The sequence below is a fragment of the Pseudonocardia sp. 2-7 genome (assembly GCF_056341085.1).
Map to the genome: position 1 here is coordinate 4,167,552 of NZ_CP094507.1, position 12,989 is coordinate 4,180,540.

General features: G+C 74.2%; 14 protein-coding genes. 6 read left to right on the forward strand and 8 right to left on the reverse strand.

The genetic code is table 11. The annotated features are described in order from the left end of the window. Positions 1–3 precede the first annotated feature (3 nt). On the reverse strand, positions 4–462 hold the full coding sequence (locus tag MTO91_RS20080; RefSeq protein WP_357440603.1) for a hypothetical protein: 459 nt from the start codon (positions 460–462) through the stop codon (positions 4–6). A 148-nt stretch (positions 463–610) separates the two neighbouring features. On the opposite strand from MTO91_RS20080, the gene MTO91_RS20085 reads away from it, so the two are divergent. Continuing rightward, positions 611–1,675, forward strand: coding sequence for a substrate-binding domain-containing protein (locus tag MTO91_RS20085; protein WP_476652293.1), 1,065 nt, complete (start codon positions 611–613; stop codon positions 1,673–1,675). Here the strand turns inward: MTO91_RS20085 and MTO91_RS20090 are convergent. Together MTO91_RS20090 and nhaA are read right to left on the reverse strand one after the other, a co-directional pair. Further along, the gene (locus tag MTO91_RS20090) at positions 1,624–2,073 is read right to left on the reverse strand and encodes a hypothetical protein (protein ID WP_346107933.1); all 450 of its coding nucleotides are present in this window, start codon (positions 2,071–2,073) and stop codon (positions 1,624–1,626) included. The genes MTO91_RS20085 and MTO91_RS20090 overlap by 52 nt on opposite strands. A 74-nt stretch (positions 2,074–2,147) precedes the next feature. Beyond that, on the reverse strand, positions 2,148–3,488 hold the full coding sequence (gene nhaA, locus MTO91_RS20095; protein ID WP_476652295.1) for a Na+/H+ antiporter NhaA: 1,341 nt from the start codon (positions 3,486–3,488) through the stop codon (positions 2,148–2,150). Positions 3,489–3,574: 86 nt separating this feature from the next. Here nhaA and MTO91_RS20100 point away from each other — a divergent pair, with 86 nt between their 5' ends. Then, complete coding sequence (locus tag MTO91_RS20100) at positions 3,575–4,060, forward strand: DsbA family protein (RefSeq protein ID WP_308819459.1); 486 nt, start codon at positions 3,575–3,577, stop codon at positions 4,058–4,060. 4 nt (positions 4,061–4,064) lie between these two features. Here the strand turns inward: MTO91_RS20100 and MTO91_RS20105 are convergent, their stop codons facing one another. Then, a complete protein-coding gene (locus MTO91_RS20105) occupies positions 4,065–4,922 on the reverse strand; it encodes a universal stress protein (RefSeq protein WP_208824940.1) in 858 nt (285 codons plus the stop codon). A 188-nt stretch (positions 4,923–5,110) separates the two neighbouring features. Here MTO91_RS20105 and MTO91_RS20110 point away from each other — a divergent pair, with 188 nt between their 5' ends. Then, on the forward strand, positions 5,111–6,559 hold the full coding sequence (locus MTO91_RS20110) for a flavin-containing monooxygenase (RefSeq protein WP_251783817.1): 1,449 nt from the start codon (positions 5,111–5,113) through the stop codon (positions 6,557–6,559). Between the two features lie 84 nt (positions 6,560–6,643). Here MTO91_RS20110 and MTO91_RS20115 read toward each other — a convergent pair whose 3' ends face one another. Both MTO91_RS20115 and MTO91_RS20120 read right to left on the reverse strand, forming a co-directional pair. After that, positions 6,644–6,931, reverse strand: coding sequence for a hypothetical protein (locus MTO91_RS20115; RefSeq protein ID WP_062396993.1), 288 nt, complete (start codon positions 6,929–6,931; stop codon positions 6,644–6,646). 532 nt (positions 6,932–7,463) lie between these two features. Continuing rightward, positions 7,464–8,369, reverse strand: coding sequence for a LysR family transcriptional regulator (locus tag MTO91_RS20120; RefSeq protein WP_476652297.1), 906 nt, complete (start codon positions 8,367–8,369; stop codon positions 7,464–7,466). A 143-nt stretch (positions 8,370–8,512) separates the two neighbouring features. On the opposite strand from MTO91_RS20120, the gene MTO91_RS20125 reads away from it, so the two are divergent. The 3 genes from MTO91_RS20125 to MTO91_RS20135 are packed head-to-tail and all read left to right on the forward strand — an operon-like array spanning position 8,513 to position 11,990. Further along, positions 8,513–9,835, forward strand: a complete 1,323-nt coding sequence (locus MTO91_RS20125) for an MFS transporter (protein WP_246352710.1) — start codon at positions 8,513–8,515, stop codon at positions 9,833–9,835. Next, positions 9,832–11,331 (forward strand): AMP-binding protein, encoded by a 1,500-nt coding sequence (locus tag MTO91_RS20130; RefSeq protein ID WP_251783841.1) that lies wholly within the window; start codon positions 9,832–9,834, stop codon positions 11,329–11,331. The genes MTO91_RS20125 and MTO91_RS20130 overlap by 4 nt, the downstream gene beginning before the upstream one ends. 5 nt (positions 11,332–11,336) lie before the next feature. Continuing rightward, entirely contained in the window at positions 11,337–11,990 is a 654-nt protein-coding gene (locus tag MTO91_RS20135) for an RraA family protein (RefSeq protein WP_476652298.1), read from the forward strand. 9 nt (positions 11,991–11,999) lie between these two features. Here the strand turns inward: MTO91_RS20135 and MTO91_RS20140 are convergent, their stop codons facing one another. Then, the gene (locus MTO91_RS20140) at positions 12,000–12,152 is read right to left on the reverse strand and encodes a hypothetical protein (protein WP_168172127.1); all 153 of its coding nucleotides are present in this window, start codon (positions 12,150–12,152) and stop codon (positions 12,000–12,002) included. Positions 12,153–12,208: 56 nt separating this feature from the next. Continuing rightward, positions 12,209–12,949 (reverse strand): HAD-IIA family hydrolase, encoded by a 741-nt coding sequence (locus tag MTO91_RS20145; RefSeq protein ID WP_357440627.1) that lies wholly within the window; start codon positions 12,947–12,949, stop codon positions 12,209–12,211. Positions 12,950–12,989 lie beyond the last annotated feature (40 nt).

Genomic DNA, 12,989 nt, shown 5'->3' on the forward strand with positions numbered 1-12,989 from the left:
GGCTCAGCGCCTCTGGGCCGACCACCCTGCCAGGCATCGGGCCGGCCGGCGGGAGCCGAGCGGCACGCCGGGCCCCGACCACCCGGACGGGTGCGCGGGCGCCCCGGTCACGAGCACCGCGAGCCGTCCGAGCATCCGCCACGTCATGACCGCGCTGACCACGCCGGTCAGCCGGACCGCCGCCCGCTCCACGAGACCCCCGGTCTCGTAGCGTTCACGCAGGTGCAGCCGGGTGCCCGGCGTGCCGTCGGGCAGCGCGACCGGCCACACCTCGGCGGGCGGCGCGGCGAGGGTGCGGGCGCGGTCGTACTGCAGGTCGGCACGGGGCAGCAGGGTGTCGCCGGGCCGCGGCACGCGCGCCTCGGCCGGGGACGCCCCGGTCCGGCGGGCCATCCGTGCGGCGAGCACCGTCATCATCGCCGCGACCGCCAGCACCACCGGGACCGTCCGTCGGGTCGTCATCGTCGGCCACCTCCTCGCCGTCGATCCTCGTGGGGCGGCGCCGGTCCGCTCAGGGCCGAAGGACCGTGGGACCGCGCGGTGTGACGGCGGGAACACCCCGCCCCGCGCCGGCGTTCCGGTCGTCGAAGCGTCCGTGGGGGTGCGTCCGATGCCGTCGACTGCGAGACCGTCGTTCACCGTCGGCCTCGTCGTGCCCTCGGCCGGCTCCGACGGCATCTACGGGCCGTCGTGCATCCTGTGCGCCCGGCTGGCCGTCGAGGAACTGAACGCGGTGGGCGGGGTCCTCGACCGCCCCGTCCACCTGCGGATCCTCGACGGGTCCGGGGCGCCGGACCAGGTGGCGACGGCGGTCGCGCAGGCGGCGCGGACCGGGGCGATCGACGCCGTCGTCGGCTGGCACATCTCCCCGGTGCGGGTGCGGCTCGCGTCGGCGCTGCGCGGACTGGTGCCGTACGTGTTCACCGCGCTCTACGAGGGCGGTGAGACCACGCCGGGTGTCGTCCCGATCGGTGAGACACCGGACATCCAGCTCACCCCGGCGCTGCGGTGGATGGCCCAGGAGATCGGCGTCCGGCGCTGGGCGGTGATCGGCAACGACTACCGCTGGCCGCACCGGTCGATCGCGCGGACCCGGGCCGCGCTCGACGGGTCCGGCGGGCCGACGCTGGACCACACCCGTTTCGTGCCGCTCGGCACCTCGGACCACCGGGCGGTGCTGGACGACCTGGCCGACCTCGACGTCGACGGGGTCCTGACGCTGCTCGTCGGCTCCGACGCCGTCGCGTTCCACCACGAGTTCGCCCGGCGCGGGCTGGAGAGCCGGTACGCCCGGTTCTCCCCGTTGATGGACGAGAGCATGCTGGCCTGCGCCGGGGCCGGGGCGTCGCAGGACGTGTTCACCGCCGCCGGCTACTTCGAGGCCCTCCCGACCGCGGAGAGCCTGGCCTTCGGCGCCCGCTACGCCCGCCGGTTCGGCCCCGGCGCACCGCTGCCGTGCGCGCCCGGCGAGTCCTGCTACGAGGGCGTCGGGGTCCTCGCCGCTCTGGCGAACCGGGTCGGCACCACCGACGCGGTCCGGTTGTCCGAGGCCGCCGGACGGTGCCACTACGTCGGCCCGCGCGGACCGGTGACCGTACGCGACGGCCGGGCCGAGCAGCGGATCTACATGGCCGTCGCCGACGGGTCGGGTTTCGACATCCTCGCGTCCCTCTGAGACCTCCGGGCGATCACGAGCGCGGTCACGACCGCGGCGAGGACCAGGATCCCGGACAGCGGCAGCCCGATCAGCAGCATCAGGCCGCCACCGATGTTCGCGCCGATCGACGCCGCCGTCATGACGCGTCCGGCCCACCCGACCAGCAGGCCGGCCAGGACGCACAGCACGACCGGCGAGGCCAGGGCCCACCGGCGGACGACCGCGGCGACGCAGCAGACCAGCCCCGCCGCGGCGAGCACCCCGACGGGCCACGGCAACGCGGGCGGGTCGTACGCCCGGATCCCGTCGGCGAGGTCGGATGCCGGGCTGACGTCACCGATCAGGTACCAGGCGACGACGGTCGCGCAGAGCCCGGCGACCAGTCCCACCGGGATCGCGCGCAGAGCGCTGTGCACGGGGGTCTCCTTCCCCTCGGGTCCCGCCACCCTGCCCCGGACGTCGTCGCCGGGCCTCCGTGGAACCACGCAGGTCAGTCCGCCGGCCGCCACGGCCGCGGCGGCAGCGTCGGCAGGCCGCTGGGCGCGCACTGCCCGCCCCGCTCCCCCGCCAGCCGGAACACCAGCCAGCCCGACAGCGCGGCCAGCACCGACCCGGCCAGGATCCCGATCTTGGCTTCGGCGACGAGCAGCTCGTCGGTGAGCGCGAGCTCGGTGACGAACAGGGCGACGGTGAACCCGATGCCCGACAGCGCCGAACCGCCGAGCAGCTGTCCCCAGCGCAGCGTGTCCGGCACCCGCCCGATCCCGGTGCGCAGCGCGACCCAGGTCCCGACGGCGACACCGATCGGCTTGCCCACCACGAGACCGAGCACGATTCCCCAGGTCAGCAGGGAGGTGGCCGCCGCGGACAGGGTCTCGCCGGAGAGCACCACCCCGGCGTTGGCGAGCACGAACAGCGGCACGATGACGTAGCTGCTCCACGGCTGGATCGCCTGCTGGAGCCGCTCGTTCGGGGAGACGGCGGCGACCGCGACCGCGCGGGCGGTGCGGGCCCGCTCCGGGGTGGGGTCGAGCAGGAAGTTCTTCCCGATCCGGACGGCCTCGACCATCTCGGTGCGACGCGGCGCGTAGGCGTTGACCAGCAGCCCGAGCGCGACGCCGACGACACTCGGGTGCACCCCCGACCGCAGCACCGCGACCCAGCACAGGATCCCGACGACGGCGTAGAACGGCGTCCGCCAGAACCGCACCCAGCGCAGCGCGAGCAGCCCGGCGAGCAGCACCACGGCGACGAGCAGCGCGAGCAGGTCGACCTCGTCGGTGTAGAACAGCGCGATCGCCAGCACCGCGCCGATGTCGTCGACGATGGCCAGAGCCAGCAGGAACACCCGCAGCTGGTCGGGGCAGCGCGGCCCGAGCAGCGCGAGCACACCCAGCATCACCGCGGTGTCGGTGGAGATCGCGATCCCCCAGGCGCCCGCCGCCTCGCCGCCGGCGTTGAGCGCGAGGAAGAACAGCGCGGGCACGACGAGTCCGCCGAGCGCGGCCGCGGCCGGTGCGGCGAGGGCGCGGAACCCGCGCAGCTCGCCCAGCGTCGTCTCGCGGGCGATCTCGAGCCCGACGGAGAGGAAGAACAGCACCATCAGGCCGTCGTTGACCCAGTGCCGCAGGTCCAGGTCGAGCGCGGACTCCCCGAACGACACGGCCAGCGGGGTGTGCCAGAACGTCTCGTACCCGCCGCCGAGGTTGGCCCACAGCAGCGCGACGACGGCCGCCCCGACCAGCAGGACCGCCGATCCGGACTCGGTCCCGAGGAACCGCCGCGCGGCATCGGAGAGGTCGCCGCGCTCGGCTAAGGTCATCACCGCCATGTGCTGATCCTGCCCCGCCCGTCGCGGGACGCAACGAGGAGACCGTCATCAGCCTGGATCCACCCGTCGGACCGTACGACCACGTCCTGGGCCCGCCCGAGGCCGAGCTGACGCTGGTGGAGTACGGCGACTTCGAATGCCCCTACTGCCGCGACGCCGCACCGGTGCTGGAGGAGGTCCGCGACCGCTTCGAGGGGCGGCTGCGGTTCGCGTTCCGGCACTTCCCGCTGCACGAGGTGCACCCGCACGCCATCGCGGCCGCCCTCGCCGCCGAGATGGCCGGGTTCGACGGCCGGTTCTGGGAGATGCACGACACCCTGTTCGCCCCCGGTCCGCCGCGGCTGCGCCAGGACGACCTGCGGGAGCACGCCGTCGCCGCGGGGGTGCGGCCGGACCGGGTCGTCTGGCCGGCGACGCGGCTGGCGGAGGACCGCGTCGAGGCCGGGTTCAACGCGGCGGTGCGCTCGGGCGTGCGCGGCACGCCGACCCTGTTCGTCAACGGCGAGCAGTACCGCGGCGACGTCACGGTCGCCGCGCTCACCGCCGCGCTGGACCCCGCGCTCCGGTCGTAGCCGCTCAGGCCGTCGCGGCGGGCCCGACCAGCATCACCGGGCAGTCCGCGCGCTGGACCAGCGCGAGCCCGGTCGAGCCGAGCAGCAGCCCGGTGAACCCGCCCCGCCCCCGGGTGGCGACGACGACCAGCCGCGCCGCCCCGCTGCGCTGGGCCAGCACCCGTCCCGGCTCGGCGCGCTCGATCACCCGCTCGACGGCGACGTCGGGATAGCGTTCCGACCAGCCGGCGAGCCGCTCGGCCAGCGCCCGCTCCTCGGCCTCGCGCAGCCGGTCGAACGCACCGGTCGCGCGCAGGGCCGGGGACCGGCCGTCGTGCCAGGCGTGCAGGGCGACCAGCCCGGTGCCGTGCTCGGCGGCCGCGGCGAAGGCGTGCTCCAGCGCGACGTCGGACAGCGGGCCGCCGTCGATCCCGACCAGGACCGGCCCGTCGGACGACGTGCCGCGGACGACGACGACCGGGCAGCCCGCGTGCGAGGCCACGGCGAGGGTCACCGACCCCAGCGCGGTGCCCATCGCCCCGCGCCCGGCGGACCCGAGCACCAGCAGCTCCGCCGTGGCGGACCGCTCGACCAGTGCCGTCGACGGCGCCCGACGGTCCTCGGCGACGTCGACCGCGACCTCGGGTGCGGCCTGCGCGGCGGCGTGCCGGGCCGCGTCGAGGGTCGCTCGGGACTCCTCGCGGATCGACTCCTCGACGTCGTCGAGCAGGGGGGCGACGGCGGCGTCCGCGTACAGTCCGGCCACGTCGAAGGCCTGCACGAGCAGCAGGTCGGCGTGCCGGGCGGCGGCCTCGCGGGCCGCCCATGCGACGGCGTCCAGGGCCGCGTCCGATCCGTCCACGCCGACGACGACGGTGCTCATCACTGTGCTCCGTTCCCGGCCGGCCCGGTGTCGGCCGTTCACCCTCCACTGTGCTCCCTCGCGGGCCGGGTCGCACGGCCCGGTCGTGTGAGGTCGGAGACGGCCCGCACGGGCCGGGACGGGCACCCGGGGCCCCGGGCCGCATCGCTACGGTGATCGCTGCTGCATTCCGGAGACAGGGAGGTCCCGTGCACGCACCGAGCGTTCTCGTGGTCGGCGCCGGGTTCGGCGGCATCGCCGCCGCGATCGAGCTGCGGGCCCACGGCATCCGCGACGTCACGATCGTCGACGCCGCCGACGGCATCGGCGGTACGTGGCTGCACAACACCTACCCGGGCGCCGCCTGCGACGTGCCGAGCCATCTGTACTCGTACTCGTTCGCCCAGCGCACCGACTGGTCGCGGCTCTGCTCACCGCAGCCCGAGATCCTCGCCTACCTGCGGGGTGTCGCCGCCGAGTTCGGGGTCGACGAGCTCGTGCAGACCGGTGTGCGGATCGTCGACGCCCGGCGCGACGAGGCCGACGGACCCTGGACGGTCACCGCCGACGACGGCCGCACCTGGACCCCCGACGTGCTGATCGTCGCAACCGGTCAGCTGAACCGGCCGGTGTCCCCCGACCTGCCCGGCGTCGACTCGTTCGCCGGGACGATGTTCCACTCCGCGCGCTGGGACCACGACCACGACCTGCGCGGACGTCGCGTCGCCGTGATCGGGACCGGAGCCAGCGCCGTGCAGTTCGTGCCGGCGATCGCCCCCGAGGTGGGGCACATGACGGTGTTCCAGCGGTCCGGGAACTGGTTCCTGCCGCGACGGAACCGGAGGTTCCCGGCGTGGTGGCGGGCCGCGATCGCGCGGGTGCCCGGCCTGCAGGCCGCTCGGCGCCGGTTCATCACCGAGTACTGCGAGGCGCTGACACTGATGATCCGCCACCCCGCCACCTGGGGCAGGCTGGGGCGGCTCTACGCGACGCTGTTCATGCGGGCCCAGCTGCGCGACCCCGAGGTCCGCCGCAAGGTCTGGCCGGACTACACCTTCGGCTGCAAGCGCATCCTGTTCAGCTCGCACTGGCTCCCCGCGCTGCAGCGGCCCAACGTCGCGGTCGAGACGTCGCGCATCGCCGCCGTCGAGCCGACCGGGGTGCGCACCGAGGACGGCACGCTGCACGAGGTCGACACGATCATCTGGGGCACCGGGTTCGCGGCGACCGACTTCATGTTCCCGATGGAGATCAGCGGCCCCGGCGGACGGTCGCTGCGCACCGAGTGGTCCGACGGCGCGCACGCCTACCTCGGCATGACCGTCCCCGGGTTCCCCTCGCTGTTCGTGCTCTACGGCCCGAACACCAACACCTCCGGCGGCTCGATCATCCGGTACCTGGAGCACCAGGTCCGCTACGTCCGCGAGGCCCTGCAGGAGGCGGCCCGCCGCGGCGCGTCCGGCGTGGAGGTCCGCCCCGAGGTCGAGCAGGCCTACGACGAGGAGGTCCAGGCCCGCTTCCCCGGCACCGCGTGGACCCGCTGCGACTCCTGGTACCGCGACGACACCGGGCGCATCGTCACCAACTGGCCCGGCTACATGCGCGAGTACGACGAGCGCACCCGCCGCGTCGAGCCGTCGGACTACGTCTTCCACTGAGTCCCGGCCGGCGTCGGGCAGGACGGAACCGCCCCCTGCGTCCCGTGGCGGCGGGAGGCAGGGGGCGGAGGTCGTCGTCGGGGGTCAGTCGCAGGACGTCGGGTTGTCGCGGTTCTGCGCCGCCCCGCCGCCGAGGATCCCGAGGACGTTGCCGAGGGCCGCGTTGACGCCCGGGCAGATGTTGGCGTTGTTGAGGACGTTGACGTCGTCGAGGTTCACCAGGCCGAACTGGTCGCCCCGGGTGTTGCCGACGTCCTGGACGAAGGAGTCACCGTCGTCGTCCTTCGGCGCGGGCGCAGCCGACGCCAGCGGGCTGAAGGCGACCATGGTGGCGATGACGGCGACGCCGGTGACCGCAAGCTTCCTGCGCATGTCTTTCTCCCCGATCGTGTCCGGTGGGACGGACGTGTCTCACGATTCCCGTGAGCACCACCGGGACGCCTGTGCGTCGCGGCAAGCGGACAGTAGGCAGCCGCTCACCGGCGGGGATACGGCAGCGACACCAACGGGTGACCCGGTCACCACGGGTACCAAAAGTGTGGTGTGAAACGGACGGAACCGGTTCTCCCAGGACGCCGGACACCCTCCGTCCCCACGTCCGGGGCGGCCGATGCGAAGGGTGATCGACCGACCGGACCGTGGGCGGGGGGCGACCACTCGCGGGGGTGAATCCGTGACCGGCGTGTCGCGGGACCCGGCGTGTCGCGGCGGGACCGTGGCGTCCGGGGCTTGCACCTGACGCGACGTGAGGCGGCACCGTCCATCATGCCGCCACGACGTGGCGGCCCGACAGGAGGGGATTCCGGTGAAGGTGGGCGAGCCGGCCCGGGTGACCGGGCTGACCGTGCGGACACCGCACCGGGCCGGGGCCACCGGCTGAGCGGGTGGGGCGGGAGGGCAGGGGTCAGACCGACCCGACCCCCCGCACGACCGCCCCACCCACACCGGCCGCCTCCAGCAGCCCCGCCAGCACCGGGTTCACCGCACCGGCCTTCCACGCCAGCGCCAGCGGCACCTCCGGCGGGTCGGTCAGCGGCACCATCACCACCCCCGGCGTGCGCAGCTCTGCCGTCGCGTCCAGCGCCAGCCCCACCCCGACACCGGCCCCGACCAGGGACAGCAGGGTGTGCGTCTCGGGGGCCTCCTGCTCGACGCGCGGCAGGAATCCGGCGTGCAGGCAGGCCGCGTCGACCGACGTGCGCATGACCGCCATCCGCCGGGCCGGGTAGGTGACGAACGGGTCGTGGGCCAGCTCCGCCAGGTCGATCACGTCCCGCCCGGCGAGCGGGTGCTCCTCGGGCAGCGCGGCGACGAGCCGGTGCCGGTCGATCTCGTGGACGACGAGGCCGTCGTCGTCGACCGGGGTGCGGATCAGCGCGGCGTCGACCCGGTCGGTGCGCAGGTCCTCGGCCAGCTCGCCGGAGAACCGGCCGGTGACCAGCACCAGCCGGGCCTGCGGCCGGTGCGCGCGGAAGCGGCGGGCGGTCCGGTACAGCCAGGCGTTGGAGCTGGGTCCGGCGAACCCGAGGCGGACCGAGCCGGTGCCGCCGGCGGCGGCCTCGCGCGCCGCCTCGACGGCCTCGTCCGCGGCGGCGAGGGCACGGCGGGCCCGGGGCAGGAACGCCGCCCCCGCCGGGGTGAGGGCGACGGCGCGGGTGTGCCGGTCGAACAGCGTGGCGCCGACCTCGCGTTCGAGCCTGCGGATCTGCTGGGACAGCGGCGGCCCCGAGACCTGCAGGCGGGCCGCGGCCCGGCCGAAGTGCAGCTCCTCGGCGACGACGACGAACGACTCCAGCTGCCGTAGCTCCACCCTCCGATCATGTCGATCCGACGACAGGAACGGAAGCGAGAGCGTCCCGATGGCGTCCCAATGCTGTTCTACCGTTGCGTGGCGGTGGTCACGACGGCGTGGTCGCGGCCGTCGCTCCACGACGAGTGCAAGGGGGCACCGGGTTGAGCACGAGCACACCGTCGATGCGCCGCAAGGCGGGGATCGCCTCGTTCGTCGGCACCACCATCGAGTGGTACGACTTCTACATCTACGGCACCGCCGCCGCGCTGGTGCTGGGGCCGCTGTTCTTCCCGAACGCCTCCCCCGCCGCCGGCGTGCTGGCCTCGTTCGCCACGTTCTGGGTCGGGTTCCTCGCCCGGCCGATCGGCGGGATCGTCTTCGGCCACCTCGGTGACCGGCTCGGCCGCAAGACCGCGCTGGTCGCGACGATGCTGCTGATGGGCGTCTCGACGCTCGCGATCGGGCTGCTGCCCGTCTACGACGACATCGGCGTCCTCGCCCCGGTGCTGCTGGTCGTGGCCCGGCTCGTGCAGGGGCTCGCCGTCGGCGGGGAGTGGGGCGGCGCGGTGCTGATCGCCTCGGAGCACGCGTCGAAGAACCGCCGGATCCTCTACGGCGCCTTCGCCCAGCAGGGCAGCCCGGCGGGGCAGATGCTCGCCACCGGCTCGTTCGCGCTCGTCGCGATGCTGCCGGAGGACGCCTTCCTGTCCTGGGGCTGGCGCGTGCCGTTCCTCGTGTCGGCGGCGCTCGTCGTCGTCGGGCTGGTGATCCGGCTGCGGATCGAGGAGAGCCCGGCGCTGGTCGCGATGCGGTCGCGCGGCACGACGGCGCGGTTCCCGCTCGCGGAGCTGCTGCGGGAGCGGACGATGCTGGTGGTCGTCTCGGTGGGCGCGTGCGCACTGGTGGCGGCGGCCGCGTACTTCAAGAACACGTTCGCGCTGTCCTGGGCGGTCAACGACCTCGGCTTCGACCGCCAGGTGTTCCTCAACGTCGTGCTGATCAGCTCGACCGTGCAGTTCTTCACCCAGCCGCTCGGGGCGTTCATGGCGACCTGGTGGAACCCGCGGAAGGTCGTCACCGCCCTGCTGCTGATCGAGCTTCCGCTGTTCCCGGTGATGTTCTGGCTGATCTCCACCGGCAGCTTCGGGCTGGCCGCGCTCGGCATGGCGCTCGCGACGCTGCCGCACACGATGTACTACGCGATCCTCGCCGGGATGCTGGCCGAGGCGTTCCCCGCGCGGATGCGCTACACCGCGATCTCCCTGTCCTACGCGCTGGCGGGCACGCTGTTCGGCGGCACCGCCCCGCTCGTCGGGCAGTCGCTGCTGGCCGCGACCGGGTCGATCGTGCCCGTCGTGGGGTACTCGCTGGTGATCGTGCTCGTCTCGCTGCTGGCGGCCCGGTACGTGCTGGCCCGCGGACCGGTCCCCGACGACGAGCGTCTCGACACCGCCGTCACCGGCACCACCGGGAGGACCGCATGACCGCACGACTCCGCGAGCCCCGCTTCCCCGAGCCCGAGGTGCCCGCCGGCGCGACCGCGCTCGCCGCCCGGCTGCGGGCGCTCGTCGCCGCCGACCCGGACCGCCCGCTGGTCACCGAGGACACCGCGGACGGCCCCGGTGTGGTGCGCACCCGCGCGGAGTTCGACGCCCGCACCAACCGTCTGGCCAGGGCGTTCGCCGACCGCGGGGTGCGGCGCGGGGACCTGGTGTCGATCGCGCTGCCGAACACCGCCGCGCACCTCGAGAGCTCGGTCGCGGCGTGGAAGGTCGGCGCGGTGCCCCAGCCGCTGTCGGCCCGGCTGCCCGCCGTCGAGCGCGACGCGGTGCTCGCCGTCGCCGCGCCGGCACTCGTCGTCGACACCCCGGTCGACGCCGGCTCCTACGACGACGGCCCGCTCCCCGACGTCGTCGGACCCAGCTGGAAGGCCCCCACCTCGGGCGGGTCGACCGGTACCCCGAAGGTGATCGTCGCCGGTCAGGCCGCCTGCGTCGAACAGGTCCTGGCCCGCGCCGACGGGCTGCGCATCGACCGCGACGGCGTCTTCGGCTGCACCGCGCCGCTGCACCACAACGCGCCCTTCATGTTCACGCTGATGGCGTTGCTCCAGGGCCACCACGTCGTGCTCATGGGCCGGTTCGACGCCGCCCGCGCGCTCGCGATGATCCCCGCGTACGGCGTCACCTGGCTCTACGCGGTGCCGACCATGATGAGCCGGATGCTGCGCCTGCCCGACGCCGACTGGGCCGCCTGCGACACCGCGACCCTGCGGACCGTGCTGCACGTCGGCGCGCCCTGCCCGCCGGAGGTCAAGCGCGGCTGGATCGACCGGGTCGGCGCGGAGACGGTGTTCGAGATCTACTCCGGCACCGAGTCGCAGGCCGGCACCGCGATCGACGGCCACGACTGGCTGGCCCACCCGGGGTCGGTCGGGCGGGTCACCCGCGGCGAGATCACCGTCCGCGACGACGACGGCCGCGAGCTCGGCCCCGGTGTCACCGGTGAGATCTGGATGCGGTCGGGCGGGGCGCCGACGTACCACTACCTGGGCGCCTCCGCCCGCGAGCGCGACGGCTGGGAGTCACTCGGCGACATGGGCTCGCTGGACGCCGACGGCTACCTCTATCTGGCCGACCGACGCGCGGACATGATCCTCGTCGGCGGCGCGAACGTGTACCCGGCGGAGGTCGAGGCGGCGCTGACCGCGCACCCCGGGGTGCGGGACGCCGTCGTCGTCGGGTTGCCGGACGCCGACTACGGGCACGTCGTGCACGCCGTCGTGCAGGCCGAACCGGGCATCGAGAACGATCTTCGCGAGTTCCTCGACGGGCGTCTGAGCAGGGCGAAACAGCCACGGAGCATCGACGTCGTCGACCACCCGCTGCGCGACGACGCCGGGAAGGTGCGCCGCTCGGAGATCGCCGCGCGCGCCGCGGACGCTCGACGGCGCGCAACGGCGGACGGTGCGACAGGATGACGTCCATGACCGACCTCCTGGACCGTCTGCGCGAGCTGCAGGTGTCCTCCATCTGCGACGCCGACAAGTCGCTTCCCGTGGTGGACCCCGCTATCCGGGCCCTGGTGCCGGACGTGTCGATGGCCGGGCCCGCGGTGACGGTGTCCTGTGTGGACGACCACCTGCCGATGTTCGCCGCGCTGTCCGCGGCCCGCCCCGGCTCGGTGCTCGTGGTCGCCGGGGCGGGTGGTCACCGCGCCGTGTCCGGTGAGCTGTTCGCGACCGAGGCGAAGCGGCGCGGGCTGGCCGGGATCGTCGTCGACGGGCTGGTCCGCGACGTCCGCGGGCTGCGCGGGATCGGGCTGCCGGTGTTCGCCCGCGGGACCTGCCCGGCCTCGGGCAGCACGAACGACCCGGGCACCGTCGACGAGATGGTGTCGTTCGGCGGGCTCGTCGTGAGCCCGGGCGACCTGGTGTGCGGCGACGACGACGGCCTGCTGATCGCCGCGCCGGACCGGCTCGCCGAGGTCGTCGACACCGCCGAGGGCATCGAGGCCGCCGAGCGCGCGCTGGTCTCGGCCATGCGCAACGGCCACGACCTGCACTCGCTGACCACGGTCGTCGAGCACGTCGCGGCGCTGCGCCGGGGCGACCCCAGCGCGCTGGGGTTCAAGGTCTGAGCGGGCCGCTCAGGCCGCGACCGCGTCCCAGCTGAACTCCTCGGTCATCGAGCCGGGGCAGTCCGGGCACGGGACGGCGACGCCCGCCGTCTCGTCACCGGGGAGCTCGGCCTCCGCGCCGCAGCCGGCGCACCGCTGCCAGGACACCAGTTCTCCGTACATGTGTTCGAGGGTGAACCACATCGGTGTAGTTCGCAACCCCGCAGGTCCGGGGCGGGTCAGACGTCGTCGACCAGGTCCGCGACCGAGGAGACGACCCGCGTCGGGCGGAACGGGAACCGGTCGATCTCGTGCTCCTTGGTGATGCCCGAGAGCACCAGGACCGTGCGCATCCCGGCCTCCAGCCCGGCGAGGATGTCGGTGTCCATCCGGTCGCCGATCATGACCGTGGACTCCGAGTGCGCGCCGAGCCGGTTGAGCGCGGCCCGCATCATCAGCGGGTTCGGCTTGCCGACGAAGTACGGGTCGACCCCGGTCGCCTTGGAGATCATCGCGGCGACCGAGCCGGTCGCGGGGAGGATGCCCTCCGGGGACGGGCCGGTCGCGTCGGGGTTGGTGGCCACGAACCGGGAGCCCTGCTCCACCAGACGCATCGCGGTCGCGATCGAGGAGAAGCTGTAGGTGCGGGTCTCGCCGAGCACGACGTAGTCGGGGTTGCGGTCGGTGATGACGTAGCCGATGTCGTGCAGCGCGGTGGTCAGCCCGGCCTCGCCGATCACGTAGGCGCTGCCCTGCGGGCGCTGCTCGCCGAGGAACGCGGCGGTGGCGAGCGCCGAGGTCCAGATCGACTCCTCCGGCACGTCGAGGCCGGTGGCCTGCAGCCGGTAGCGCAGGTCGCGGGGGGTGTGGATGCTGTTGTTGGTCAGGACCAGGAACGGCACGCCCTTGTCCCGCAGCCGCGACAGCAGCGTGTCCGCACCCGGGACGATGCTGCCCTCGCGGACGAGGACACCGTCCATGTCGGTCATCCAGCACTCGATCGGCTTCTGCTCCACGGGG